25 protein-coding genes are annotated in these 23545 nt (G+C 61.3%); 13 read left to right on the forward strand and 12 right to left on the reverse strand.

Features of this window, described 5'->3' with window-relative positions:
• Nucleotides 1–4: 4 nt before the first annotated feature.
• From proB to B149_RS0103505, 9 genes are all read right to left on the reverse strand, one after another.
• Nucleotides 5–1159, reverse strand: a complete 1155-nt coding sequence (gene proB, locus B149_RS0103465) for a glutamate 5-kinase (RefSeq protein WP_018123773.1) — start codon at nucleotides 1157–1159, stop codon at nucleotides 5–7.
• Nucleotides 1137–2216 carry a GTPase ObgE gene (obgE, locus tag B149_RS0103470; RefSeq protein ID WP_018123774.1) on the reverse strand — a complete coding sequence of 360 codons (1080 nt, stop codon included), beginning with the start codon at nucleotides 2214–2216 and terminating at the stop codon, nucleotides 1137–1139. Before obgE ends, proB begins: the two co-directional genes overlap by 23 nt.
• Nucleotides 2217–2546: 330 nt before the next feature.
• Nucleotides 2547–2816 (reverse strand): 50S ribosomal protein L27, encoded by a 270-nt coding sequence (gene rpmA, locus B149_RS0103475; protein WP_018123775.1) that lies wholly within the window; start codon nucleotides 2814–2816, stop codon nucleotides 2547–2549.
• Nucleotides 2817–2834: 18 nt separating this feature from the next.
• Nucleotides 2835–3146 (reverse strand): 50S ribosomal protein L21, encoded by a 312-nt coding sequence (gene rplU, locus B149_RS0103480; protein WP_018123776.1) that lies wholly within the window; start codon nucleotides 3144–3146, stop codon nucleotides 2835–2837.
• A 78-nt stretch (nucleotides 3147–3224) separates the two neighbouring features.
• A complete protein-coding gene (locus tag B149_RS0103485; protein ID WP_169332898.1) occupies nucleotides 3225–3875 on the reverse strand; it encodes a ComF family protein in 651 nt (216 codons plus the stop codon).
• A 77-nt stretch (nucleotides 3876–3952) separates the two neighbouring features.
• The gene (locus tag B149_RS0103490) at nucleotides 3953–4561 is read right to left on the reverse strand and encodes a flavodoxin family protein (RefSeq protein ID WP_018123778.1); all 609 of its coding nucleotides are present in this window, start codon (nucleotides 4559–4561) and stop codon (nucleotides 3953–3955) included.
• Between the two features lie 4 nt (nucleotides 4562–4565).
• Entirely contained in the window at nucleotides 4566–4772 is a 207-nt protein-coding gene (locus tag B149_RS0103495) for a hypothetical protein (RefSeq protein ID WP_018123779.1), read from the reverse strand.
• Between the two features lie 63 nt (nucleotides 4773–4835).
• Complete coding sequence (locus B149_RS0103500) at nucleotides 4836–5456, reverse strand: MBL fold metallo-hydrolase (protein WP_018123780.1); 621 nt, start codon at nucleotides 5454–5456, stop codon at nucleotides 4836–4838.
• Nucleotides 5457–5975 (reverse strand): nitroreductase family protein, encoded by a 519-nt coding sequence (locus B149_RS0103505; protein ID WP_018123781.1) that lies wholly within the window; start codon nucleotides 5973–5975, stop codon nucleotides 5457–5459. It abuts the gene before it with no gap.
• A gap of 148 nt (nucleotides 5976–6123) precedes the next feature.
• Between B149_RS0103505 and B149_RS0103510 the strand changes: the two genes are divergently transcribed.
• The 6 genes from B149_RS0103510 to B149_RS16330 all read left to right on the forward strand — a co-directional run bounded on the left by B149_RS0103510 (nucleotide 6124) and on the right by B149_RS16330 (nucleotide 11179).
• Nucleotides 6124–6669: an RNA polymerase sigma factor gene (locus tag B149_RS0103510; protein ID WP_018123782.1), complete on the forward strand. Its 546-nt coding sequence runs from the start codon at nucleotides 6124–6126 to the stop codon at nucleotides 6667–6669.
• A complete protein-coding gene (locus B149_RS17735) occupies nucleotides 6659–7219 on the forward strand; it encodes an isoamylase early set domain-containing protein (RefSeq protein ID WP_018123783.1) in 561 nt (186 codons plus the stop codon). The genes B149_RS0103510 and B149_RS17735 overlap by 11 nt, the downstream gene beginning before the upstream one ends.
• A complete protein-coding gene (locus B149_RS0103520) occupies nucleotides 7203–7874 on the forward strand; it encodes a hypothetical protein (protein WP_156816731.1) in 672 nt (223 codons plus the stop codon). The genes B149_RS17735 and B149_RS0103520 overlap by 17 nt, the downstream gene beginning before the upstream one ends.
• Before the next feature lie 76 nt (nucleotides 7875–7950).
• Entirely contained in the window at nucleotides 7951–8919 is a 969-nt protein-coding gene (locus tag B149_RS0103525; RefSeq protein WP_026167430.1) for a tetratricopeptide repeat protein, read from the forward strand.
• A 19-nt stretch (nucleotides 8920–8938) separates the two neighbouring features.
• Entirely contained in the window at nucleotides 8939–10015 is a 1077-nt protein-coding gene (locus B149_RS17740) for a hypothetical protein (RefSeq protein WP_018123786.1), read from the forward strand.
• Between the two features lie 138 nt (nucleotides 10016–10153).
• Complete coding sequence (locus B149_RS16330; RefSeq protein ID WP_018123787.1) at nucleotides 10154–11179, forward strand: HD-GYP domain-containing protein; 1026 nt, start codon at nucleotides 10154–10156, stop codon at nucleotides 11177–11179.
• Here B149_RS16330 and glpB read toward each other — a convergent pair whose 3' ends face one another.
• Both glpB and B149_RS0103545 read right to left on the reverse strand, forming a co-directional pair.
• A complete protein-coding gene (glpB, locus tag B149_RS0103540) occupies nucleotides 11180–12451 on the reverse strand; it encodes a glycerol-3-phosphate dehydrogenase subunit GlpB (RefSeq protein WP_018123788.1) in 1272 nt (423 codons plus the stop codon).
• A gap of 2 nt (nucleotides 12452–12453) precedes the next feature.
• The gene (locus B149_RS0103545) at nucleotides 12454–14037 is read right to left on the reverse strand and encodes an FAD-dependent oxidoreductase (protein ID WP_018123789.1); all 1584 of its coding nucleotides are present in this window, start codon (nucleotides 14035–14037) and stop codon (nucleotides 12454–12456) included.
• A 224-nt stretch (nucleotides 14038–14261) separates the two neighbouring features.
• Here B149_RS0103545 and B149_RS18215 point away from each other — a divergent pair, with 224 nt between their 5' ends.
• Nucleotides 14262–15533 carry a (Fe-S)-binding protein gene (locus B149_RS18215; protein WP_245533185.1) on the forward strand — a complete coding sequence of 424 codons (1272 nt, stop codon included), beginning with the start codon at nucleotides 14262–14264 and terminating at the stop codon, nucleotides 15531–15533.
• Between the two features lie 98 nt (nucleotides 15534–15631).
• Here B149_RS18215 and B149_RS17745 read toward each other — a convergent pair whose 3' ends face one another.
• Nucleotides 15632–15886, reverse strand: coding sequence for an FmdB family zinc ribbon protein (locus tag B149_RS17745; RefSeq protein ID WP_018123792.1), 255 nt, complete (start codon nucleotides 15884–15886; stop codon nucleotides 15632–15634).
• A 279-nt stretch (nucleotides 15887–16165) separates the two neighbouring features.
• Here B149_RS17745 and B149_RS0103565 point away from each other — a divergent pair, with 279 nt between their 5' ends.
• The 6 genes from B149_RS0103565 to gltX all read left to right on the forward strand — a co-directional run bounded on the left by B149_RS0103565 (nucleotide 16166) and on the right by gltX (nucleotide 23092).
• On the forward strand, nucleotides 16166–16684 hold the full coding sequence (locus tag B149_RS0103565; RefSeq protein ID WP_018123793.1) for a periplasmic heavy metal sensor: 519 nt from the start codon (nucleotides 16166–16168) through the stop codon (nucleotides 16682–16684).
• A gap of 264 nt (nucleotides 16685–16948) precedes the next feature.
• Complete coding sequence (locus B149_RS0103575; RefSeq protein ID WP_040372157.1) at nucleotides 16949–18787, forward strand: two-component system sensor histidine kinase NtrB; 1839 nt, start codon at nucleotides 16949–16951, stop codon at nucleotides 18785–18787.
• A complete protein-coding gene (locus B149_RS0103580) occupies nucleotides 18784–20178 on the forward strand; it encodes a sigma-54-dependent transcriptional regulator (protein ID WP_018123796.1) in 1395 nt (464 codons plus the stop codon). Before B149_RS0103575 ends, B149_RS0103580 begins: the two co-directional genes overlap by 4 nt.
• Before the next feature lie 226 nt (nucleotides 20179–20404).
• On the forward strand, nucleotides 20405–21322 hold the full coding sequence (locus tag B149_RS0103585; RefSeq protein ID WP_425386873.1) for an HDOD domain-containing protein: 918 nt from the start codon (nucleotides 20405–20407) through the stop codon (nucleotides 21320–21322).
• Nucleotides 21323–21377: 55 nt separating this feature from the next.
• Nucleotides 21378–21602 (forward strand): NifU family protein, encoded by a 225-nt coding sequence (locus B149_RS0103590; protein WP_018123798.1) that lies wholly within the window; start codon nucleotides 21378–21380, stop codon nucleotides 21600–21602.
• 86 nt (nucleotides 21603–21688) lie between these two features.
• Nucleotides 21689–23092: a glutamate--tRNA ligase gene (gene gltX, locus B149_RS0103595; protein ID WP_018123799.1), complete on the forward strand. Its 1404-nt coding sequence runs from the start codon at nucleotides 21689–21691 to the stop codon at nucleotides 23090–23092.
• Nucleotides 23093–23545 lie beyond the last annotated feature (453 nt).

A 23545-nucleotide genomic window follows, 5' to 3' on the forward strand; every position in this document is an offset into this window, starting at 1 on the left:
TTACCTAGATAGCCGCGTCCATGAGCAGGTTGTCGCGGTGAATGGCTTCCTGAAAAGGTACAGGACCGATTGTCTGGGCAATTTCCGACGAGTTCTTTCCGGCGATGGAGTGCAGTTCGTCTGAAGAGTAGTTCGAGAGACCGACACCGAGCATGTCGCCGTCCGCCACGACCTGCACGAGCGTGCCGCGCGGGAAGCAGCCGTCAACCTTTTTGATTCCGGCCGGGAGCAGGCTCTTGCCGCCTTCGGTCAGGGCGCGTGCGGCCCCGGCGTCCACGGTGAGGGTGCCTGCCGGGTCTTCATGGTAGGCCAGCCAGAATTTCTTGCTGGAGACGGTGTTCTCCACCGGCAGGATGAAGGTGCCGTGGCGTTCGTCCTCGAAGGCCTGTTCAATGGAAAACTCGCCTTTGCCCGAGACGATGAGCGTGGCCACGCCGAGCTGTGCGGCGCGATGCGCTGCCCGGAGCTTGGAGTACATGCCGCCGGAACCCACGCTGGTCTTGCCGTCACACATGGTCTCGAAGTCAAGAGCGGAGATGTCCTCGATGATGCGCAGGCACTTGGCGTCGGGATTGCTGTCGGGGTTGGAGTCGAACACCCCGTCCGCGCTGGTGAGGTTCACGAACAGGTCTGCTCCGGCGAGGCCGAGGGCCATGGCGGCGAGTGTGTCGTTGTCGCCAAATTCCAGTTCCTGCACCGCAACGGTATCGTTTTCGTTGATGATGGGGATGACACCCCACGAAAGCAGGCGTTCAAGCGTGTTGCGGGCGTTGAGGAAACGGTGGCGGTCGCTCAACCCGTCGCGGGTGATGAGAATCTGCGCGGTGGTCTTGCCGAACCAGCCGAAGGCCTCGTCATAGTCATGCATGAGGCGGCCCTGTCCCACTGCGGACGCTGCCTGACGCGCGGGCAAGTCGTCCATGTCGGGCATCTGGCCGTTGTGGGCCTCGCGCATGCGCTTCCGGCCGGCGGCAACGGCGCCCGATGAGACGAGGATGATGTCCATCCCCCGGTCGTGCAGGCGGGAGAGCTGTCCGGCAAGTCGGATCATGGCCTCGCGGTTGAGACCTTCCTCGCGGGTCAGCACGGCGCTGCCCACCTTCACCAATACGCGGCCTGCCTGTTGAAGCAGCCCCTTACGCGGATTCTCTCTGGTCATCGTCCGGGTCTCCGGTCTTGTTCTCGGCTTCCTTTTCGGTTCTGTTCAGCTCGCGCAGTCTGTCCCACATGGCGTCGAGCAGTTCGTCCACTCCGTCGCCGTTGAGGGCGGAAATGAAGAACACGCCGGAATCCTGACATTTATCCCTGAGGTTTTCCAGTGTCTCCTGGTCCAGGGTGTCGATTTTGTTGATGACGCGGATCTGCGGCTTGTTGGCCAGCTCCGGATTGTAATCGGCAAGCTCGTCGTCGATGATGGAGTAGCCGTCCAGCGGATTCTCCATGTCCAGATCGTCGGCTGCGAGGATGTGCACGAGGAAGCGGGTGCGTTCCACGTGCTTGAGGAACGTGTGGCCGAGGCCCTGTCCCTGACTCGCGCCTTCGATGAGGCCCGGGATGTCGGCGATGACCATCTTGTTGAACCACTCGTCCTCCACCACGCCGAGGTTGGGGACCAGAGTGGTGAACGGGTAGGCCGCGATCTTGGGCCGGGCGGCGGAGACCTGCGAAATAAAGGTTGATTTTCCGGCGTTGGGCAGGCCCAGCAGGCCCACGTCGGCCAGAATCTTGAGTTCGAGGCGCAGCTTTTTTTCCTCGCCCGGCTTGCCTTCCTCGGCATAGCGCGGGGTGCGGTTGACGCTGGACTTGAAGTGCAGGTTGCCGCGTCCGCCCTGACCGCCCTTGCAGATGACCACTTCGGTGTCATCGTTCACCAGGTCAGCCACGAGTCGCTCGGTCTCGTTCCCGTCTTCGTCTTCGGTGACTTCGAAGATCAGCGTGCCGGTAGGCAGATCGATGTACAGATCGTCGGCGGCTCGGCCGTAACGGTCGCGTCCCATGCCGGGCTGCCCGTTTCTGGCGGCGTACTTGCGCTTGAGCCGGAAGTCGTACAGCGACATGAGGCGGGAGCTTGCGCGCAGGATAACGTCGCCGCCGCGTCCACCGTCGCCGCCGTCGGGGCCGCCCTTGGGGTTGTTGGCTTCGCGGAGCAGAGAGGCGCAGCCGTTGCCGCCCTTGCCGGATATTACCTTAATGGTCGCTTCATCTACGAATCGCATGATGTCTCCGTGGTCATGAGGCCGGGCGCAAAACCCTTCATCGGGCCTGCGAGGATTGCTGAAGGTGACTTCGCACCGTGCATCGTCCGGGTATTATGCCGAAACCTGCGAAAAATGGAATGGCGAAGTTTCAGCGGCTTGGTCAGCGTGCCCTCGGCTCGGGATCGTCCGGAATGGGACTCCCGGTTCGGGGTGTCGATCAACGCTCCTAGAGGCGGTCCTTTGGCGAATTTCCGGGCGGAGCTTCGGATTTCAAACGCCAAAACGGATGGGAAGCGCCTGTTAGACGCCTCCCATCCGAAGGGAAATCCTTAAGACCGGGCGCCGGGCCTAGGCCTCGGCGGGAACCACGTGTACGCGGGTCTTTACGGCTTTCTTGCGAGTGAACTTCTCGTACTTGACGATACCGTCGACGAGGGCGAACAGGGTGTAGTCCTTGCCCATGCCGACGCCGTTGCCCGGATGCACCTTGGTGCCGAGCTGACGCACGAGGATGTTGCCTGCTGCGACGTCCTGACCGCCGAAGCGCTTTACGCCCCGTCTTTGTCCGGCACTGTCGCGTCCGTTCCTGGAACTACCACCAGCTTTCTTATGAGCCATGATATCCTCCTGGCAGGGCTAGGCCTTGATGGCCTTGACCTTGATTTGAGTGAAGTCCTGGCGGTGACCCTTGGTGTTGCGGGCGTCTTTCTTGGACAGCTTGTGGAACACCACGACTTTCTTGCCGCGGTTGTGTCCGAGGACTTCGCATTCCACGGCAGCCCCTTCGACGTAGGGAGCACCAACTTTGGTGTCGCCGTCGTTGTCCACCAGAAGCACCTTGTCGATGCTGAGGGATTCCCCGGCTTCGACCTTCATCAGATCTACGTTGAGTTCAAGACCTTCTTCTACGCGGTACTGTTTTCCGCCGGTCTCGATAATTGCAAACATTGTCTACCTCCATCTGGTCAGAGAGCGGCAACCTATCTCCAAAACGCGCAGAAAGTCAAGGCCCGCTGACGTATTTTTTCACTTTTTGTACGGCTGGTCCGAAGCGTCCGCAACCGCCGCCACAAGCGCCTCCACGCGCGACGCTCCGGCTCTGCGCAACGTCCGTGCGCACTCCCGCAAAGTGGTCCCCGTTGTCAGCACGTCATCCACGAGCAGAACGCTTTTGGCTCGGACGGTTTCAGAGTTTGCGACAAAAGCTCCGGACAGGTTTTTTCGCCGCTCCCCGGGACCCAATTCGCTCTGCGGACGCGTTGCACGGATGCGGCGCAGAGCCTTCGGGCTCAACCGTCCTCCATGCTCCGACGTCACAGCATGCGCCAGCAGCAGGCTCTGGTTGAAGCCGCGCCAGCGAAGGCGTCTGCAATGAAGCGGGACTGGAACCACCAGCTCCGGCAGCTCATCCGTACCCCGTATGGACTCCCTCAGGATGGCGCGCAGTGGCGCGGTCATCTGGATGCCTCCGGCGAACTTCAGGCGCAGGATCATCTCCCGCAGCAGGTCGTCGTAGGCGCCATGAAAATGAATGCGCTCCCACGGCGGCGGTTCGATGCGACACATGGCGCACAGGGTCGGTTCACTGTCTGGGTCCGAGGAAAGTTCGCCGCACCGGGGGCAGTATCCTCCGGCGCGGGGGCGGAGCCTTTGTGCGCAGTCTTCGCAAAACAGCATGCCGAACGATGTTTGCGACGGGCAAAGTGTGCACCGCCCGGCATCAAGGCCAAGGCTTCGGGCCAATCCGGCAAACATTACGATTCCGGCCCGGTCCACGCCTCGCGACCGGCCCGCAGGAGGCGCTCTCGGGCGGACTCGTCGGCCCGCATGTCATTCGGTCCGTCCTTGCCCCGGAAATGAAGCGACTGCGCAATTTCTATCCCATAGTCCTTAAGGAAGAACCTCAGGGAGCGTTCTGCGCCTTCAAAGAGCTTTTCGCCACGCGGGCGGCCCGCAGCCATGGCCAGTGTCGCGGTGCGCGCAGGCTGTTCGACAAGCCACGACTCGCCGCGGTTCCGGGCGGCCCAGAACTGCTGCGAACGGTCCATGAGTGTCGTGAACCGCGAGGGCAGGGCATAAAAGTAGATGGGCGAGCTGATCAGGACGGTCCGGGCCTCCAGCAGAGGGCGGAACAGCTTCATGGAATCATCGCGCGGTGAGAGCACGCAGCATTTTTCCGGGGGCTGGCCCGCGGCCTTTTCGCATGCTCCACAGGCGAGGCAGTGCTCCACGGCGTAATCGCGCACGAAGAGGACCCGGGCCTCGCCGCCGGCATCCATGACGCCCTGCGCCATGAGTTCGGCGGCGTGGTCCGTGTTGCCTCCCTTGCGGTGGCTGCATGCGAATATGGCGGCGTAGCTCACTCGTCTACTCCTGTCCTGCGGCTTCCGTTTTGGACCATACCGGCTCCTTTCGCCGATAGTGGGCCACCACGTGATCCTCCACGTTCTCTATGTCCACGTCCCATTCGGGATGGATGTCCAGCACATAGAAAATCTGCGGCACGGCGCCGGGGTCTGCGGTCAGCTCAATCTTGTCCGACTTGGCGAAACGGAGATACCAACCTATCTCCATGGTCAGGCCTCAGCACTTGCCGCGAATGTCGGCGCGAACGACTTCTTCGCTCATTGCCGCCTCCTAAAGTCCCGTGAAGAAGGGGTTATGGTTCTTCTCGTCGCCCACCGTGGTCTCGGGGCCATGGCCCGGATACAGCACGGTCTCCGGCGGAAGGGTGAAGATGTTCTCCTCGACGGATTTCTTCAGCACGTCGAGGCTTCCGCCCGGAAAGTCGGTGCGGCCGATGGAGCGGTAGAAGACCAGATCGCCCACGAAGGCGCACTGGGCATCCGGGAAGTAGAAAGTCAGGCTGCCCTGCGAGTGACCGGGGGTGGCGAAGATGCGGCAGCGCATTCCCGCAAATTCGGTCTCGCCGGGAGTCAGCGGCTTGAAGTCGTAGGCCGGAACCTCGGGCAAACCCATCATTCCGCCGCCACCGAGTTCGGTGTCCAGCAGGGGACGGTCGTCCTCGGAGGCAAGGATGTCTTTTTCGAGGGCGTCGGCGAGGGCCTTGTTGCCCAGCGTGTGGTCGAAGTGCAGGTGCGTGTTGAGAATCGCGTCCACTTCGAGTCCCTGCTCTTCAAGGTACTTGAGTAGGGGGCCCGGTTCTCCGCCGGGATCCACCACCACGGCCCGGCCGCCGTCGGACAGAACGTAGCAGTTGGTTTCGAGCGGGCCGAGGGGAATGGTCTTTACGGTCATCTAGAATTCCTCCAACATGAGGTCGGCGAGTTCGAGGCGGGTGGACGTGCCGTCCTGCGCAGGCTGTCCGATCGCGAGCACCGCCTGCAATTCCTGGGTGTCGGGGATGCCGGCCGCTTCGAGGGCCGCGTCCTGGTCGTTGATGATCTGGCCCAGCCAGACGGCTCCGAGGCCCAGGTCGTGCACGGCCAGAAGCATGTTCTGGATGCAGGCGCCCGCGCCCTGATGGTCCTTCATTTCACTGTACATGCGTTCCTTGTCGAGCGTGATGCATATAAGCGCTGCGCTCTGTCGGACCACATGGGCGTATTTGGTGCATTCGGCCAGCTTTTCCTGTCGCGGGTCGCCCGCGGGGATGACGAGAAAACGCCACGGCTGGTTATTCAGCCCGCTGGGAGCCCATCGTCCCGCTTCGAGGATGGTCAGGATGTCCTCCCGCGAGACCGCGTCTCCGGTGAACTTGCGGATGCTTCTTCGTTCTCTGATTGCCTTCAGCACTGGAGTGTCCATTTCAATCATATCTACTCCGGTAGTTTTGGGTTAGCCTTTGTGGGTACATTATGCAGATGGACGCCGCAAGTACCGAAACCCTGTGACCGGATGCGGCGTCATTCGTATATGGAACTGAAACGTAGTTGTGAACCGGGGCCCCGGACGGAGTGAGAGGTTGAGCGAGAGCGAAGCGGAAAAGGAAATCATACGTGATGTGCAGGCCGGAGACACTGAGGCGTTCCGGTTTCTGGTGGAGCGTTACCAGGGACCGATCTACAACCTCATGCTTCGAAGCGTGACAGAGCGTGAAACCGCTGCGGATCTGGCTCAGGAGACGTTCACCAAGGCCTATGCCGCCATCGGCAGGTTCAACGCGTCCAAGCGGTTTTTCCCGTGGCTTTATGCTATAGGGATTAATCTGCTCAGGGACCATATGCGCAAATCCGGGCGGGAATACACAGGGATGGATCCGGATTGTCTCGGAGAAGGAGTGCCGCCCGTGGACATGCAGACCCGGCTTGATGGCCAGCGAATGGCCCAGGAGATTGAGAGGCTGCCCGAAGCCTACCGTGAAGCGCTGGTGTTGCGCTTTCGGGAGGATTGCAGCATGAAGGATATTGCCGAGGCGCTTTCCATTAGCGTGAGCGGCGCCAAGATGAGGGTTTCCAGAGGGCTTTGCATGCTCAGGAAACGATTCGGAGGCGAAAAGCATGACCAATGAACGTTTTGATGACGAAATGCTTGCCAGCATGATTCGCGAAATGCCCCGGGCGGATGTCCCGGAGGGGTTCGCAGACAGGGTCATGTCTTCTCTTGAGCCGCGCAGGCCGAGCCTGTGGGAACGGCTTCTGCTGTGGATGCGCAGGCCGATCACCATCCGGATAACTCCGGTCAGGGTTATCCCGGCCATGGCTGTTGCCGCGCTGCTGATGGTGCTGGCTCTGCCTATGCAGCAAATGGCGGTCGCGCCAGACGGATCGGGGGCGGTGCCCGTGCGGTTCGTGCTCGGCAAGAATGTCGACGCGAGACAGGTGGCCGTGATAGGCTCCTTCAACAACTGGTCCCCGGACGAAGCGGCCATGCGGTACGACAAGTCGCTGGGGGCATGGGTCGCCGACCTTGAGTTGCCGCCCGGAACGCACGAGTACGTTTTCCTCGTGGATGGTGAACGCGTCGTGGCCGACCCGGTGGCGCCGCTGAGCAGGGACGACGGTTTCGGCAACCGTAATTCGGTACTGTACCTCACAGGGGATCATGAACAGTCTTTGTAGAGTCATCCTCTTTACGACATTTCTGACGTTGCAGGCTGTCTCCGCCAGTGCGGATGACGGCCTGCAACGTTCTCACGAGGATTGGAGTCCGCAGGTGGCGGCGGTTCTCAAGCAGGCGCGGGAGCTTCGTTTCCCCACCTCGCTGCTTGAGGCCAAGGCCATGGAGGGGCGCGCCAAGCGCGTGCCTGCCGTGCGGGTTGCCGCAGTCCTCAAGGCCCACCTCGACAGTTATCTCAAGGCGCGCGCTGCGTTGGCCGATCTGCCCGGCGAGCGGGACCCCTACAAGGAGGTCCTGGCTGGCGAAGCCATTGGTTCCGGTGCTTCCGAACAGGCCGTGCGCGCCTATTTCAAACAGTTCCCCGATCAGGAGCTCGACCGCTTTTCTCTCGGTATGGACATGCTCGGCATGTTCGGCGAGCTGGATTATCCGGTCGAGGACGCCATGCGCATCTTCACGGCCGGATTCCAATCCGGTACGCTTGACGGCGAGTGGCGATATTTTTCCCGCGTGATTACCCTGACGAGGTCGCGCGGACTTTCTGACGACGCCGCGGCCAAGGTTGCCGTGGAAGTCCTGAAGGAAGGCGGAACCGTTCGAGACGCCATGGCCCTGCTCGGGCTGACATCCAGAGGTCTTTTCGAAGAAAGGAAATAGGGCTGTGACCACATGGCCCCTGATCCGTAAATGAGAACAAGGACGCTTTGTTCGCGAACACATGGGAGTCCTGAAAGTGAAAAGCCGTTTTGTTTCGGCAATTGTGCTGATGATGCTGGCATTGAGTGCCGGATGCGTACCATCGCTTACCGGAGCCCACTATCTCCAGCAGGAAGATTACGACGAAGGTATCAGAAGTATGCGACAGGAACTCGCACAGAATCCCAACGATCCTGCAGCCAATTACTATCTTGGCAGGATGTACATGGCCAAGCAGGAGCCGGAGCCGGCGCTTCCCTATCTGGAGAAAGCGGCAAAGCTGGATCCTGAAGACTCGGACTATCATTTCTGGGTCGGCGTGGCCAACTGGGCGCTTCTGAACTTCGACAAGGAGCGCGAGGCATACCGCCGGGCGCTTCAAGCCAACACTCGCCATGTCTCCGCGAACCTCTACCTCGCGCACAACTACCTTGACAGAGGCGAGTGGGAAAATGCCCTGGCGTTCTATGATCGCGTGCTTGAACTGGACCCCTACAACCCCGAAGCGCTCTACAGCAGGGGTGAGGCCCTTTACGGTATGGGTCGCAAGGAAGAGGCGCATCAGGCCTGGCTCGAATTCATGGAAGCCTACCCCGACGGCGTCCTCGGATTCAAGGCCACGGAAAATCTGAACTCGCTGGGCGACTACACCTATCGCAACTACATCCTCGGCCAGCGCAAGATTACGCTCCGTGTCCCCCGGTTCGAAATGGGGGAGACCATCATGACGCTGACCGACGAGTCCAAGCCCTCCCTTTCCGTGCTGGGGGCCATGCTTGAAAACAATAGAAAGCTCGATGTCCACGTGGTCGTGTTTGACGCGTCCGGTGCGGCATCGGCCAAACGGAAGGCCCTGCTCATCCGCAACTACGTTTCACGGATGTGGCCCGAAGTTGATCCCTCCCGCCTCAAGCCGAGTTGGTTCGGGCAGGGGGAAAAGGTAGAAACCGAAGACGGCACCATGACCCTTGATGAGACGGTCAAGTTCATCACCGTGGTCGAGTAGCCGTTTGGAGGAAGAGTCCATGAAGATTTTCATGAAGTATATACTGCTTTCCATGCTGGTGCTGATGCTGGCCGCGCCCGTTGCAATGGCGCAGACCGACACTGACACGACCGGCGATGACACTACGGTGACCGATACCGACACCGGCACGGAGACCGATACTGGCGCGGAAACGGACACTGATACCGACACCGATACCGACACCGGTGACGATACGGCGGAAACTTCGACTTTTGCCAACCCGACGCAGGCCGAACGTGCCGCCACGGTTGCGGAAGCCGCTGCCGAGGTGGCCGCTGCCGAAATGCAGGGCGACCTTGACGCCGCCACCGCCGAGACCGAAGCCGCCGAAGCCGATGTGGCCGCTGCCGAAGCCGACGTTACCGACGCTCAGGCCGCAGTAGACGCGGCGCAGGCCGACATCGCAGCCGCAGAGGCCGATCTGGCAGCCGCTGAAACCGATGAAGCGGCAGCCGCCGCCGAAGCGGACCTCGCAGCCGCGCAGGCCGACCTCGCGGAAGCGGAATCCGGCCTTGCGGCCGCCGAATCCGGTCTTGCAGCAGCCGAGAACGATCTGGCTGCGGCACAGACCAATGAACAGGCCGCTGCCGAAGCCGTGGCCGAAGCCGCATCCCTCGACGCCGGGGATATCGGTTCCATGCGCGATCAGGGCATGGGCTGGGGACAGATCGCTCAGGAACTGGGCCTGCACCCGAGCATCCTCGGCATGGGCCACAACAAGGCAAAGAGGCAGACTCAGCGCACGGCGGCCATGGCCGGACCGGGTAACGGTCGCGGCAAGGGCATGGGCCTCGCCAAGGGCCGCAAGACCACCCGCAACATGAAGACCGGAATCGCCAAGACCCCGGGCGTGCGCGGTGGCAAGGGCAACTCCAAGGGCAAGGCCATCGGTCTGAGCCGCGCCTCCTCCAAGGCCAAGGGCGGCGCCAAGGGTTCCAAGTCCGCATCCAGCGCTTCCGCTTCCGGTGGACGCGGCAACAGCGGTAAGGGAGCCGGCGGCAACAGCAACGCCGGAGGCAACGGCAAGGGCAAGGGCAAGGGTAATGGCCGGGGCAACGGCAACGGCAACAAGTAGCCCGGCCACTGAATGACGCAGATTATGGAGCGGTCCGCAGAGGCGGGACGCTCCTTTTTTCATGCTTTCGGCGCCACGGCTTTGAAAAACGGTTGAAACGCGCTATGCTCGCAGTACCCTTGACCCCGGAGGCCCATCATGTCGGATTCGACGGATCAATTGCGCGAGCAGTATCTGCAGATCAGCAGAAACCTGCTTTCCACGTTCCCAGAGGACGTTCCGCCGGTGCGGCTGTATGAGTGGAACGAGCTTCTGGAGCGGGTGGATATGTTCCATGAAGCCGAGAAGGTCATGAGCCCGGAGCGTCGGCGCGAGGCGCAGCAGACCTGCGACGAAGGGCGCCTGTATCTTCACCGCGACGACTATCGAACCTACGCCAAACTCCTGAGCAAGAACCTCGGCCTCGTCCTGCTTGAGGACGATCTCGACAACCGCGACGTGGCCGAAACCTTTTTTCGCGCTCTGGTCGAGAAGATGGGGACTTTCTATGACCAGCCGACCCATCACAGCCTCAGGGAGGTGCGCGCGGACCTTGGTGTGCTGTGCGAATATATCTGGACCAATCCCTGCCGCATCGGCTTTCTGGTGCGTACGCTGGGCTATGGATATTCGCTGGAAATACACACGGTGAACACCATCTTCATCGGCTTAGGCCTGCGCGTCATGGCTGCATGGCGCGACCTTCAGCGGCTGGAGCTCGGCAGCCTCGCCCTCGGGCTGGCCTTGCACGACGTGGGCATGATCCGCGTCCCCGGCTTCATCCGCGACAAGCCGGGCGTGCTCATGCACAACGAGCGGCAGTCCATGAAAAAGCATCCCGACACGGGCATGATGATGCTTGCCCGGCTCAAGGTGAAGGACCCGGTGGTGGAGGAGTGCGTGCAGCATCATCACGAGCGGGTCAACGGCACGGGATATCCCGGCAGGCTTCGCGGCGAGGCGGTGGGCCTGAACGCTCGAATCTGCGGCCTTGCAGATGCCTTCTGCGCTTCGGTGGGAGAGCGCCCCTATCATGGAGCCAAGGAAATGGAAAAGGCCGTCCGCCAGTTTTCGGACGACCCTTCCTATGACAGTCGTCTTGCGGGCCTTCTGGAACAGCTCGTCCTCAGGCGGGAGGAACCTTGCCCCCTGCCGTTCGTGCCGCGCTCCGGCCCCAGAACCTGATTATTTCATGCTTTTCACGGCGGCCAGAGCCGTGGTCACGGCCACGCCCGCGCCGCATTTCATGCGCATCCAGTCCGCGCCGGCAAGCACGGAACCTGCGGCGTGGAGGTGTTGCGCAAACGGCTTGCCGTCATTCCCCAGCGGCCGCAGGGATTCGTCGCAGACCAGTCCGGTGCGGTGCACTTTGTGGCCGCGCTGGTCGAAGTAATTGAAGCGGTGCCAGTCCTCGCGGCTATCGGGCTGCTGGACCGGCAGGCCGATGACGGTTTCGCGGATGCCGGTGCGTTCTCCTGTCAGCCCGCCGCCGAGGAAGCGGCCGCTGGCGAGCAGGACGTTTTTCGCCAGCACTTGGCGCTCCACGCTGGTGCCGGTGACGCGCAGGCGGTATAGTTCGTCGTGTTGGTCTTCCCAGACCAACCTCTGTTGACGGAAAAGGCGCAGATCCATGCCGGAAGACGCTTCCTCGAAGGCTTCCTTGATGCGGATGCCGGGAACACCCGGAGGCATGGTCGGAATTTCGAATATCCGCACGCCCAGCCGTCTTTCCATATCGTCCATAATGTCTTCGGGGCGATAGATGCCAAGACAGGCCGGGAGACCAAGCCACGACGCGTCACCGATCAGCGGTTGCAGCACCTTGGCGAAGCTTTCGCGGCCGCGTTCGGTTTCCAGCATCCGGGCCACGTTCTCAGCGTAGACTTCTCCGCCCGGTCCGGGCAGGCGTACGGTTTCGCCTCGCAGGTTCGCCCGTTTCGGGGAGAGGTTGGCCGCTATCTGGCGCGCGCTGAACCCCTTGAGCCCGGCGAAGTCAACGATGACGCATTCTTCCGTTCCCGCGAGCATCTCTTCCGCAGGCCGCATGGTTGCGGGCACGAACCACGTGCGCTTGAGGGTCCCGGCAGGGCTGGGCAGGCGGTGGTTTGTCTCTCCGCCCCCTTCGTAGCGGAGGCCGGAGCGGGTGAGGAAATCCGTCAGTTCGGTGAAGGCCTCACGCATCCCCGCTTCGTCAACGAAACGGTAGGGGTGCTGGGGAAAGGCGTTCAGCAGCTCCGGCAGGGCCTTGAACGGTTCGTTGACCGGTGTGGCCTTACCGCCTTCGTCGGTGGCGGGGATCGAACCAAGCAGGTCGAAGTAGCCGGTGGTGTAGGCCAGCGAACCCGTGTTGCCCGCCTGGGCCACGCTCATGCCGCGATTGGCTGCAAATATCGCTGCGGCCATGCCCGCGATGCCGGTCCCTATTATCGCGAGGTCGCAATGGATGGTGTCTGCCATGGCTAGTCGTCCTCTCCTTCGATCTGTTCCAGTCCCAGCAGGCCGCAGTGGAGCGCTTCGGCCAGCTCCGCCTGCACGAGCTGCGTTTCCCACAGCACCGGGCGCAGCCCCTTGAAGCGCTGGGCAAAGAAGCCCTGCATATTCTTCAGGCCGCCCGGGGAGTCGAACCGACCGGTGTCGTAAAGATGGGCGGCGATGCGCATTCCGCAGAACGAGCCCTGACAGGAGCCCTTGCCGATGCGGCTGCGAAGTCCCAGTGCCTGAAGTCCGGGGTCCGGGATGAATTCGGAGCAGTCGTTCATGATTTCGTCAATGGCGCTGGCGGGAACCATCTCGCACTCGCACAGGATGGGGTCGTCCGCGTCCGGATTGCGCGCCCAAATCTTCGGTGCACGTCCCGGTTCGGTCCACTCGCAGGCGTTGACCGTTGCCAGCGGCTCGGTGGCGGTCAGACACGGTGCGCTCACGCCGAGGCGCGATGCCACGAGGTCGGAGCATCTTTCGGCCATGACGCGGTAGGTGGTCAGCTTGCCGCCGGTGATGGTGCAGAAGTTGGAAAGGTTCGCGTCCTCGTGGTCGAACAGGGAGAAGTCGCGGGATACGCTGCGGCCGTCGCCTTCACCGTCGCCCACCAGTACCAGCGGGCGAACCCCGGCGTAGGCGCGGATATAACGCGTGTGGGCGAGGATGGGCATCATGGGCCAGCCCTGTTCCACGTTGCGGTCCACTTCCTCCACCGTGGGGCGCGCGTCGGCTGGGTCGTCCACGCGGACGCTGGTGGTGCCGAGGATGGAGACCGTGCCGCCCGGAACGAGAATGTCGCCGTCGGACGGCGGCCTCAGGCGGTTGATGACCCGGCTGGAGAGCCGCTCCTGCGTTACCAGCAGGGTGCCGCGGGAATAGAGCATGTCAACGGACGCCCCGGCCTGCGCGGCCACGGAGGCCGCCCATGCCCCGGCGGCGTTCACATACTGTTCGGCCTCAATGCGCAGTTCCTCGCCGGAGTCGGTGTCGCGACAAATGGCGGCGCGGATGCGTCCGTTTTCGATTTCGAAGCGTACTACCTCGGTATGCCGCAGGTATTTGCTGTTGTTGACGAGCTTGGCGTGCGCCACGTTTTCGAGCGACAGCTTGAAGGGGTCAACGGAGGCGTCGGGCACCTCGTAAACCGCAATGGTGTCCTCGGCGAGGTGTGGCTCCTGTTCGCGCGCTTCGGCCGGGTCCACTTCGGTACAGTCGATGCCGCACTTTTCGCAGTGGCTCTTGAAGTCGGCGATGAAGTTCTCGTCGTCTCCGGCGACCGCGCTGAAGTATCCGCCGGTTTCATCGACGCACTGGGGGGCGAGTTTTTTGAGAATGTCGCCTTCTTCGCGGCACTCCGCCGCCGCGTGTGCGTCGTTGGAGACGTAGCGGCCGCCGCTGTGCAGCAGACCGTGGTTGCCGCCGGAGGCTCCGGCGTTGACGTCGGAACGGTCCACAAGGGCGCAGTGCACGCCCCGTAGCGCCAGGTCGCGCATGACCCCGGTACCGGTGGCTCCGGCGCCGATGATCAGGACCTGTGTCTGTATTGTTTTTCTTGTGCCCACAGTGATACCCTCTCAGGTGTGGATGCGTTGTACGTCCATGGATGGTATCCAAAAGACGCGACTCGTGTATAGGAATTGTTTGGGCCTCGCAAGTTCGCACGGTGCGGCGAGGTCCGGTGCAGGTTTTCCGGCTCGGGACGAAATGCTTGCTCACCACTGATGCATGCAGTATGAGCGGCTCGTCGGGTGCCCCTGCCCCGCACAGCAAACCGGAGTTTCATCCCATGAAGAAATACGGAAAGTCCTTCAAGGAAAAGGCACAGTCCCTGCTGCCGAGCGATGGCAACTACGACATGTGTCTGACCTGCGGCCTCTGCTCGTCCGGCTGTCCCGCCTCGGGGCTGGCGGATATGGATCCGCGCAAATTTCTGCGCATGGCCGCCCTGAACATGGAACAGCAGCTCGAAACCACCCCGTGGGTCTGGATGTGTACCATGTGTCAGCGCTGTACGCACGTCTGTCCCATGAACATCGACATCCCCCGGCTCGTGTACCACGCCAGAACGCGTTGGCCGCGCGAAAAGCGCCCCAAGGGCATCGTCGGCTCCTGCGACGTGGCGCTTCGAACCGACACCGGCTCCGCCATGGGCGCGCGCCCCGAGGATTTCGAGTTCGTGGTGGAGGACATGCTGGAAGAGGTAAAGGAAACGCAGCCCGCACAGGCCGACCTGAGCGTTTCCATGAATCGAAAAGGGGCAAAGTTTTTTCTGAACCAGAACTCTCGCGAACCCATGACCGAGCCGGACGAGATGGTGCCGCTCTGGAAAATCCTCAACGTGGTGGGTGCGGACTGGACCTACAGCTCCGTGGGCTGGGCCGCCGAGAACTATTGCATGTTCGCCGCCGACGAAGAGGCGTGGGAGAGCATCGTCCGTACCAAGGTCCGGGCAGTGGAGGAGTTGGGCTGCGAGGTCTGGCTCAACACTGAATGAGGACACGAATTCTACGCAGTCCGGGCCGGACTGAAGAAATTCGGGATCACCCCCTCGTTCAGGCTGGAGAGCATCATCCCGCACTACGCGCGCTGGATTCGTGAAGGGCGGCTGCCCGTGAACAGCGACTGGAACACCACCGGCGTGAAATTCACCGTGCAGGATCCGTGTCAGCTGGTGCGCAAGTCGTTGGGCGACGACGTGGCCGATGACCTGCGTTTTGTGGTGAAGAAGGTCGTTGGCGAGAAAAACTTTATCGACATGCACCCGAACCGCTCCAACAACTACTGCTGCGGCGGCGGTGGCGGAGCGCTTCAGGGCGGCTTTCCCGAGGAGCGCCGCGCCTACGGGCTGCGCAAGTTCGAGCAGATCGAGGCCACCGGGGCCGCGTACTGCATCACCCCCTGTCACAACTGTCACTCCCAGGTCCACGACATCACCGACCATTTCGGCGGTGGCTGGCATACGGTCCACCTCTGGACTCTCATCTGCCTCTCGCTGGGCATTCTCGGCGAAAACGAGCGGTCCTATCTCGGTGAAGACCTTGCCGAACTTGGACTCTGATTCGTTCATGTCCGATATATACGTACGAAAAAGGCGACAGGGTCACCCTGCCGCCTTTTTTTTGTGCATTTCCCCGGACCGGGGATGAAAAATTAGCCTCAGGAGAATCCGCCGGAGCCGCAACCGCCGGAACCACACCCTCCACCGGGGCCGCCCGCGCCATATTTGTCGCCAAGGGCCTTTTTGAAGTCGGGAATCTCGACGCTCACGTCACCTCTGGTGTTTACCTGCGAAATGAGCCTGACGGCCTTTTCCCCGCCACAGGCCGGGCACTTCGGGGTTTCGTCGGGATCGAAAACAAGCTCCTCGAACTGCTTCTGGCAATCGGGACATTCGTATTCATAGATGGGCATGGCTAGCTCCTTGGTGATTGGATTTGCTCGGTCCATAAGATTGGTTCCCGATGACGGAATGTCAAGAGCAGGGTGATTGCACTTGTGAGGGGTGTTTTGTGCAAAATTAAGTGCAGCATGTTGCGCATTGAGCTGAAGTGTCTTTCTGGTGTTGTGGCTTAATATATTGTTATTATATGATTTTAGTGTTTTGGCATGCGCGGTGCTTTAGTGACAGTACAAAAGGCGAAAAGGCCCTCCGGGGCATCACACTCTCACTATAAGGCAAAGGAGAATTTCATGACCAAGAAGACACTCATCTTTTCCATCGTTGCAATCGCAATGTTTTCCATGGCCGCCATGGCCTATGCCGGACCGGGTTACGGACGCGGCGGCGGATGCGGCGGTCCCGGAATGGGTAGCGGTCACGGCTACGGACACGGCAACGGCTTTTACAGCCAGCTGACTCCGGAGAAGCAGGCCGCGGTTGACGGTATCTTTGAAAAGTACCGCGCAAAGCAGATCGAGCTTCGTGACAAGGCTCGCGCCGCACATATCAAGCTCGAAGCGTTTGCCAACTCCGGCAACCCCGACGAGAAGCGCATCGACGCACTCGTGGCCGATCTGACCGATATCCGCGAGCAGATGTGGGACAACCGCGCGGCCATGTCCAAGGAGATTGAAGCCGAAACCGGACTGCGCTTTGATGGTCGCGGTCGCCGCGGCGGAGGATTCAACTGCGCCTACCTCGAAGGTGATATGCGCGGCGGTCACGGCACGCACGGCTACGGTGCCGGTCATGGAATGAACCGCTGGTAGATTTCGGAAAACGTGACAGGAAACAAGTAACCGAAAACGGTAGTGATTCGGGGCAGCGGTTTGGGCGCCGCTGCCCCGTATCTCGATTCTCCCGGTTTCATGGCGATCTTCGCCGTGGTATCGGGAGGAGATGTTGCAGAAGGGCAGGGCACTGCATCCGCGCAGCATCTGGCGGCTAACGGCCTTGAAAAAGGCCGGCTTCGGGCATAAGGTCGCGCGCAGCGCACGCATCGGCGAGCGCGGAACGCATCAATGAGGATTTCGATGGAAGTACGTTCGATAGGTTCCGAGCACGGCCCGGTGGTGGCCCTCGTACTGGCGCTGATAGTGCTCGGGCTCGGCAGCGTTTTTCTGACGTGGCGCAGCATCGACCGTCAGAAGGAGCTGGTGCGTGAGCACATGATCCTCTCCGGCGGCTCCATCCTTCGCGGCGTGGAAGCCAACCTCATGCGCATCATGCGCGGCATGCGCGGCAATCCCGAAGTGACTTCACTTTTCCCCACTGTTGCGGCCGACCTTTTTTCCGAACTTTCCTCTGCCGAGGACATCGCCTTCGTGGGTGTTTACAATCCGGAAGGCACTCCGCTCATCGCCTCGGCGGACAACGAAGGACTCCGCCTCAAGCTCCCCGAGGACGGCGCAGTCATCAATTCCGGCAGTGCATGGCATGTCCTGAGTGAGCTCAAGGGCAGCGACGTGCTGGTATCCGGTCTGCTCATGCAGCCTGGTCTGGCCTTTATTTCAGGCGGAAAACGTCCCTTGCAGGAATGTGAGGAAGGCGAAGACTGCGATATGATAGGTGAAAACGATACGCATCGTGGTATGATGCACGGCGGCGGAGGCATGATGCACGGTCGCCGTGGCATGATGCACGAGGAAGGAGGGCGCGGACAGGGCAAACGCCTGAATCCGCCCGCAGCCTATCTTGTGGTGGGCATCAACGCCGCCAAACACATGGCGCAGTTCCGTCAGTACCGGCGCGCCGCCATTCTTCAGACCGGATATGTTTTTCTTGCGGCCGTGGTCCTGTGGTCGCTGGCTTTTGCATACCTCAGAAGGCGCGACCAGAGCCGCAGGCTGGACCGCATGGAGCAGTTCCAGAACAGGCTGCTCGACAACATGCCCGACGGTCTCGTCACGCTGGATTCCGACGGCACCATTCTTGCCGCCAACGGCTCCGCCAAGGTGCTGCTTGGACCGCAGGACGACGAGCCGCCCAACCTTCTGGGACGCAACTGGAAGGAATTTCCGTGCAGCGAAATAGGGGACGGGTACGACTGGCGTCAGTATGACCTTGAAGGGCGGCGTCTCGAAATACTTTCCATCCCGTTCACCGAGGATGAAGATGACGCGCAGGAGTTCGGCCGTCGTCTGGTGCTGATTCGCGACCGTACCCGCATCAAGAGCCTTGAGGAAGACCTCGACGAAGCGCGGCGACTGGCCGCGGTGGGACAGCTTGCCGCAGGTGTGGCCCATGAGGTGCGCAATCCGCTGAGTTCGCTGCGTGGCTTTGCACAACTCTTTGCGGAAAAGCTCAAGGGGCAGGCTCCCATGGACGCTTACGCCGCCACCATGGTCCAGGAGGCCGACCGCCTGAACCGCGTTGTGACGGACCTGCTGTATCTGGCACGCCCCCGGGCACTGGCGCCGGAACCCGTGGACATAGCCGAAGCCGCGGATGCCCTGAGCCGCCTGATGCATTTTGATCTCGAACACCGCCGCGTCACGCCGCAGACCGATTTTCAGGCATCGCACGCCATGGCGGATGCCGATGCGCTGCGGCAGATTCTGCTGAATCTCGTGACCAATGCGCTGGACGCCGTGGGCGACCGCGAGAACGGACAGGTGACCCTGCGCACTCGTCACGGCAAGGGCGGTGTCTGGGTCATCGTGGAGGATAACGGCGTCGGCATGGACGAAGAGACGCGTAATCAGGCGCTTGAACCGTTCTTTACCACCGGCAAGCGGTCCGGAACCGGACTGGGGCTTGCCATTGTTCAGAATATCATGCGCGCCCACAAGGGCCGCGTTGAAATAGAATCCGAACCGGGACACGGCACTGCCGTCAAACTGTTCTTTCCCGACATCGAGGACGACGTATGAGCGAAGAAAGAAAGACCGCACTCATCGTGGATGACGAACCCGGCCACAGGCTGATGGTCCGGGCCGTTCTGGAAGACGCCGGATGGAACGTGGCCGAGGCCGACAGCGGCGAATCCGCTCTGGAGGAGCTGGCCGCGCTGGCGACGGACGGCTGCAATCCCGCGGACTGTCCGCCGGACGTGGCGCTCGTGGACATGAAAATGCCCGGCATGGACGGGCTGGAGCTGCTGCGAGAACTCAACATGCGTCGCCCCGGACTCCCGGTGGTGCTGCTGACCGCATTCGGCAGCGTCGGTTCCGCCGTGGAGGCCATGAAAAAGGGCGCCTTCGACTACCTCACCAAACCGGCCGACAACGAAGAACTCAAGGCCGTTCTCGACAAGGCCCACGAATATCACAGGCTGCTGCGGGAGAACACGCGGCTTCGCAAAGGCTCCGGAAGTGGTGTGGATTTCATCGGCGCAAGCCCCGGCGTGCAGCGCGTGCGCGAACTCATTGCTCAGGCAGGTCCCAGCGAGGCCACCGTCATGGTGCTTGGCGAATCCGGTACCGGTAAGGAACTGGTCGCCGAGGCCCTGCATCAGTCCAGCCTTCGCGCGGACAAACCGCTCATCAAGGTCAACTGTGCCGCGTTGCCGGATGACCTGCTCGAATCCGAGCTGTTCGGTTACGTCAAGGGCGCGTTCACCGGCGCGGTGAAAGACAAGCCCGGACGCTTCCAGCTTGCCGACGGCGGCACGCTGTTTCTGGACGAAATCGGCGAAATGCCTCCGGCGCTTCAGGCAAAGCTGTTGCGCGCATTGCAGGAAAAGACCGTGGAACCGCTCGGCGGCGTGAGTACCGTCGAAACCGACGTGCGGATCATCGTGGCCACCAACCGCAACCTGCTGGCCGAAGTGGAGGCGGGCCGCTTCCGCGAGGACCTCTATTACAGGCTGGCCGTGCTCGAAATCCGCATCCCGCCGCTGCGCGACAGAAAGGACGACCTGCCGCTTTTGGTCAGCTTTCTGCTCGGCAAACTCGGCGAAAAGAACCGCAAGAACGTGCGCACCGTCACACCGGCATTCCTTGAAGCGCTCACCCGCTACGACTGGCCCGGCAATGTGCGCGAGTTGGAAAACGTCCTGGAACGCTCGCTCATTCTGGCACGCTCGGATGCCCTCGGTCCGGACCTGCTGCCCCCCATGATCACCGGCGCGGGCACCCCCGAGCAGGAGCACGAGCCGACATCGCACTCACCCGCCTCGCTGGAGGACGCGGAGAAAATGGCCATTGTCCGCGCGCTGGAAGAGAATCAGGGACACAGGGAGCGTACCGCTGAAGCCCTTGGTGTGAGCCGCAGGACGTTGCAATACAAGCTGAAAAAATACGGTCTGACACGCCGGGCTTGAGATTAGGGCTTTCGATTCGGGCGCATTTGATTTAGGTTTTGGTTGAATCCCCTTCTCCGGAGCGCCCATGACTGAAGAAATGCTGAACACGGACCGGATCGAAGTATCGCCGGAAATCCGGGAACAGGCGAAGGTCTATATGACCCGTCGGTTCCGGCACATCCACAAGCCCGATGCGTTGATGAAGAAGCTCGCCCGCCTCGGTCTGGAACACGTGGCCAAAGACATGGCGGCCCGGCCCGAAAAGTATGAAGCCGAGCGCTCCGCCGAGGCCCCTGTGGAGATCGGCGAGGAAAAGGTCGATCCTCTTGATTTTCTGCGCAAGGACCAGCAGCTGCCCTCGTTGCCGCAGGTGTTCATGGAGCTTCAGCAGGCCATCAACGCGCCCAACACCGGCGCGGACGATCTCGCCTCCATCATCAGTCAGGACCCCGGCCTCACCGCCTTTCTGCTGCGCATGGTCAACTCGGCCTTTTACAGCCTGCCCATGCAGATAGACACCATCTCGCGGGCCGTGACCGTCATCGGTGTAAAACAGCTTTCCACCATGGCCATCGGCACCTCGGTCATGAATCTTTTCAAGGATATACCGCCCGAAGTCGTGGATATGGAGCGGTTCTGGATGCACTCCATCACCTGCGGCCTCGTGGCGCGACGGCTGTGCATCATGACCGGAAGGGGCCAGCCCGAACGGGCTTTTGTGGCGGGCCTGCTGCACGACATCGGCCAATTGCTTTTCTTCAAGACCATGCCGGAAAAAGCGGCCGTGTTGCTGGCCGAGGCCAGACGTCGCGGCGAACTGCTTTCCAAGACCGAAGTGGACGTGCTCGGATTCGACCATGCAACCCTCGGTGGAATGCTGCTTCGCAAATGGAATTTCCCCTACGTCCTTGTGGCGGGGGTCCTTGAGCATCATAACCCCAAGAAATCCCAGAAAGAAGCCGAGCCGGCTCTCGTGCACTGCGCCGAAACCATCACCACCGGGCTGGGCATCGGCTCCAGCGGCGAATACTATGTGCAGCCGCCTTACCCCGAGGTCTGGGCCGCGCTTGGATTGACCCCGGGCGAATTGGAGGANATGATCCACAGCCTTGAAGACGAGCTTGAGGATTCCTTCAGCATCCTGATACCCGAGCCGCGTTGACATCCCCCGGCAAAGGGCTTACTTCGGCACCAGATTTCAATCGGAGGCACTACACATGCGCGAAAAAGTTGAAGCCGTGCTCGAACAGGTACGCCCCATGCTCAAAGCCGACGGCGGTGACGTGGAGTTGGTGGAGATCACCGATCAGGGCATCGTCAAGGTCCGCCTGCAGGGAGCCTGCAAAGGTTGCCCCATGTCTCAGGTGACCCTGAAGAACGCCATCGAGCGCACCATTCTCAAGGCCATCCCTGAAGTGAAGGGCGTGGAGCCCGCGGACTAGCCTCCGCACCCACACGGAACCAACGAACAGGCGTCGCCGGTGCATCCGGGGACGCCGTGTTGCTACTGACAAAGAAGAGGACCGACATGACCATCGTATCCCGGTTTGCCCCGAGTCCCACGGGTTTTCTGCACATCGGCGGCGCACGCACCGCCCTGTTTTCCTGGCTGCTCGCCCGCCATTCTGGCGGAAAATTTCTGCTGCGCGTCGAAGACACCGATCGTGAACGCAGCACCCAGGAAGCCATCGACGCCATCCTCGACGCCATGAAATGGCTCGGACTGGAACACGACGGCGAAATCACCTACCAGAGCGAACGCGCCGACAGGCACAACGAAGTGATCGACCAGCTCATCGAGGCAGGGCACGCCTACTATTGCGACTGTACCAAGGAGCAGGTGGACGCCATGCGCGAGAAAGCCCGCGCCGAGGGCCGCAAGCCCAAATACGACGGCTCCTGCCGAGAAAAGGGACTCGAAGCCGGACCGGACCGCGTCGTGCGCCTTAAGGCCCCCCTCGACGGCGTCACCGCCTACGACGATCTGGTCAAAGGTCCCATCGCCGTAAATAACGAGGAAATGGACGACATGATCCTGCGCCGCTCCGACGGCTCTCCGACCTACAACCTCGCGGTAGTGGTGGACGACCACGACATGGGCGTGAACCACGTCCTTCGCGGCGACGACCACGTTAACAACACCCCGCGTCAGATCCTCATCTACAAGGCCATGGGCTGGGAAGTCCCAACCTTCGGCCACGTGCCCATGATCCTCGGTCCGGACAAGAAAAAACTTTCCAAACGCCACGGTGCCCTGTCCGTCATGGAATACGAAAAGCTTGGCTACCTGCCGGAAGCCGCATGCAACTACCTCGCGCGTCTCGGCTGGTCCCACGGCGATCAGGAGATCTTCTCCCGTCAGGAGATGATCGACCTCTTCGATACCGCCAACCTCGGCAACTCCCCGTCCGTCTTCGACCTTAAGAAGTTCGAATGGGTCAACGCCCACTGGATCAAGGAAGCCGACCCCGAACGCCTGACCGACATGGTCATGGACTTCATCGGACGCGAACTCGGCGAAGAAGCAGCAGCCTCCGCACCGCGCGATAAAGTGCTGGCCCTCGTGCCGCACCTGCAGCCCCGCGCCAAAGCCATCCCCGAAATGGTCGAGCAGGCGCGCCCCTTCATCGTGGATGCCGCATCGCTTCCCTACGACGAAAAAGCCGTCACCAAGTTCATTACCGAAGAAGCCAAACCGCTGCTGCAAGACGTCCTCAATCGACTCGAAGCAGACGAAACCTTCACCCACGACTCCCTCGAAGCCGTCTGCAAAGGCGTCCTCGAAGAACGTGAACTCAAATTCAAAGTGCTCGCCCAGCCCCTGCGCGTCGCCGTCACCGGCACCACTAAAAGCCCAAGCATCTATGACACCATGCTCGTGCTCGGACGTGAAGAAACCCTCGCCCGCATTCGCCGCGCACTCGATATGTAGCCCTCACCAGCGATGACGATAAAAAGTCCGCCGACCATAATGGTCGGCGGACTTTTTTTTGTGCCTCCGGCGGGTCTCCGACGGCCCTCCGGGGGCTTAAGAACCCTTTTGCAAAAGGGTTCTTAAGAATCTCCCAAAAACATTTGGCTTGCCAAGCCGCATTGGAGCTGTCGGAAAGCCGAGGTTCGTAGGCGGCTTGGCGGGGCTTGCGGAAAGTATTTATCTGATATAGACAAGTTTGTATAAATCTCTAGTCTTATGTGGAGGGCTAATGTCTAGATACTACGTGAACCGTAACGCACAGGGTAATGGCGACCATGAAGTTCATAAGGATGGGTGTTCACACATGCCCAAGCCAGAGAACCGTATATATCTTGGACGATTTGACAATTGTCGCGGTGCAGTGCGTGAAGCGAAGAAACGTTATCAGAAATCGAACGGATGTTACTTTTG

It is taken from the genome of Desulfovibrio oxyclinae DSM 11498 (genome assembly GCF_000375485.1).
Classification (GTDB): Bacteria; Desulfobacterota; Desulfovibrionia; order Desulfovibrionales; family Desulfovibrionaceae; genus Pseudodesulfovibrio; species Pseudodesulfovibrio oxyclinae.

Coding starts and splice junctions, on each gene's coding strand:
- proB (WP_018123773.1), bottom strand. CDS start 1,159: ATGACCAGAGAGAATCCGCGTAAGGGGCTGCTTCAACAGGCAGGCCGC.
- obgE (WP_018123774.1), bottom strand. CDS start 2,216: ATGCGATTCGTAGATGAAGCGACCATTAAGGTAATATCCGGCAAGGGC.
- rpmA (WP_018123775.1), bottom strand. CDS start 2,816: ATGGCTCATAAGAAAGCTGGTGGTAGTTCCAGGAACGGACGCGACAGT.
- rplU (WP_018123776.1), bottom strand. CDS start 3,146: ATGTTTGCAATTATCGAGACCGGCGGAAAACAGTACCGCGTAGAAGAA.
- B149_RS0103485 (WP_169332898.1), bottom strand. CDS start 3,875: ATGCTGTTTTGCGAAGACTGCGCACAAAGGCTCCGCCCCCGCGCCGGA.
- B149_RS0103495 (WP_018123779.1), bottom strand. CDS start 4,772: ATGGAGATAGGTTGGTATCTCCGTTTCGCCAAGTCGGACAAGATTGAG.
- B149_RS0103500 (WP_018123780.1), bottom strand. CDS start 5,456: ATGACCGTAAAGACCATTCCCCTCGGCCCGCTCGAAACCAACTGCTAC.
- B149_RS0103505 (WP_018123781.1), bottom strand. CDS start 5,975: ATGATTGAAATGGACACTCCAGTGCTGAAGGCAATCAGAGAACGAAGA.
- B149_RS17735 (WP_018123783.1), top strand. CDS start 6,659: ATGACCAATGAACGTTTTGATGACGAAATGCTTGCCAGCATGATTCGC.
- B149_RS0103520 (WP_156816731.1), top strand. CDS start 7,203: ATGAACAGTCTTTGTAGAGTCATCCTCTTTACGACATTTCTGACGTTG.
- B149_RS17740 (WP_018123786.1), top strand. CDS start 8,939: ATGAAGATTTTCATGAAGTATATACTGCTTTCCATGCTGGTGCTGATG.
- B149_RS16330 (WP_018123787.1), top strand. CDS start 10,154: ATGTCGGATTCGACGGATCAATTGCGCGAGCAGTATCTGCAGATCAGC.
- glpB (WP_018123788.1), bottom strand. CDS start 12,451: ATGGCAGACACCATCCATTGCGACCTCGCGATAATAGGGACCGGCATC.
- B149_RS17745 (WP_018123792.1), bottom strand. CDS start 15,886: ATGCCCATCTATGAATACGAATGTCCCGATTGCCAGAAGCAGTTCGAG.
- B149_RS0103565 (WP_018123793.1), top strand. CDS start 16,166: ATGACCAAGAAGACACTCATCTTTTCCATCGTTGCAATCGCAATGTTT.
- B149_RS0103575 (WP_040372157.1), top strand. CDS start 16,949: ATGGAAGTACGTTCGATAGGTTCCGAGCACGGCCCGGTGGTGGCCCTC.
- B149_RS0103580 (WP_018123796.1), top strand. CDS start 18,784: ATGAGCGAAGAAAGAAAGACCGCACTCATCGTGGATGACGAACCCGGC.
- B149_RS0103590 (WP_018123798.1), top strand. CDS start 21,378: ATGCGCGAAAAAGTTGAAGCCGTGCTCGAACAGGTACGCCCCATGCTC.
- gltX (WP_018123799.1), top strand. CDS start 21,689: ATGACCATCGTATCCCGGTTTGCCCCGAGTCCCACGGGTTTTCTGCAC.